Annotated in this window: 1 protein-coding gene; it reads right to left on the bottom strand. The window is 63.9% G+C overall.

The annotated features are described in order from the left end of the window. Window positions 1-1,561, bottom strand: a 1,561-nt coding sequence (locus tag KUO17_RS26025; protein WP_217978421.1) for an RHS domain-containing protein, incomplete at both ends; no start/stop codon positions are given.

The following is a 1,561-nucleotide window of genomic DNA, read 5'->3' on the forward strand; positions in this document are numbered from 1 at the left end:
AGCCCAATCTGCTTCGCCCAACCCGAGCGCTCCTCTCGTACCTCACCCCACGCCTTGTACTGCGCCGTCCACGCCACCTCGCCATTGTGGTCGGTCAGCTCCATCGGCGTGCCCAGGTGATCGCACTGATACCACGCAATCGCATCCAACGCCTGCGGTTCCATTTGCGTTTGCCACAACGGATCCTGGTCGAAGTCGTAGCTGCGCTGGCTCCAGTCAGGTTGCTTGTGCAACCGCACCGGCCCCTTGCGCAGGGCCTGCGCCACCGGCACAAAGCTGCCCGGCTCATACAGGTAGTGCACCGTGCGCCCGGTATCGCCCTCATCACGCGGCGGTGAGCTTTCCCACGCCAGCGTGTCGCCGTCCCAGCCAAACAGCGTAAAACCGCACTCCAGCTCGCGCTGGCGCCTGGCCCGCTCCAGCTGGTTCCAGCCCGTGCCGGCCTGCGGCTTGTTCCAGTAATGTGCAATCGAGTGCTTGTGCAACCGACGACCAAGCGGGTCGTAGCTGTACTCCACCTTGAGCTTGTCATCGCTGTAACTACTCAGCCGATCGAACAGGTCCCAGGTGAACTGCGCACGTACGCCGTTGTGCAGCCGGTTGATGAGGTTGCCGCGCTCGTCATAGCTGTAGTGCGTACCGGCATACTCGCGCAGCAGGTTGTCCATCAATCGATTGCGCTTGGGGTCCTGCTCCAGCGGACGATTGATCTGGTGGGCCTTGTCGTCCAGCAGGTTGCCCGCCGGGTCGAACGCGAAGGTCTCCACCCCCAAACGACTGGTCGCCTGCAACAGCCGCCCCACCGGATCGTACTGGTAGGCCAGATGACCGCGCCGGCTGTCGTGGATATCGGTCAGTTGCCCAGCGGCATCGTACTGGTACTGACGCTTGAGCAAGGTGGACGTACCCTCGTGACTGCCCAGCAACTGCTCCTGTAGCCGCCCGGCCGGGTCCCAGGCCTGGGTCTGCATCAACTGGTTGCCCTGATGCCGTACCACCTCGCGGTGCAGGTCGTCGCGCTCGTAGCTGAGCATTTCGTGATGATCGAGCTTCATGCCCAGCAGATGGCCGCTGCCATAGGTCAGCCAACTGACCTTGTGCCCATCCGGGCGCACGGTCGCGATGCGCTGGTTGAGCGCGTCGTATTCATGCGCCCACACCGCGACCATCGGCGTACCGGTGGCCAGATAGTGCTGGTGCTCGCGGGTCAGATTGCCCGCCTCGTCGTGGAACCACTGCAGCGTGCTCGCGGCGTTGATCGCCTGGATCAGCTTGCCGTTGCCGTCATAGGCAAAGCGTTCGGTCTGCGACTGGTCACCCAGGCTGGCGGTACGCTCGGCCAACCGGCCCATGGGGTCGAAACGCAGGTCGATGCGGCGCTGCCCCACCTGTGTCGAGGCCAGGCGACCCCTGTGCGGATCGTACTGGTAGCGCGTGGTCAGGCCGTCGAAACCGCTCTCCTGCAACAGCCGACCGACCGGGTCGTACTGAAATTTCGCCTTGCTGGTGTTCTCGTTTTCCAGGCCGATCAAGCGGCCCACCTTGTCCCAGCGGTAGCGCA

This window comes from Pseudomonas aegrilactucae (assembly GCF_019168305.1).
GTDB lineage: Bacteria > Pseudomonadota > Gammaproteobacteria > Pseudomonadales > Pseudomonadaceae > Aquipseudomonas > Aquipseudomonas aegrilactucae.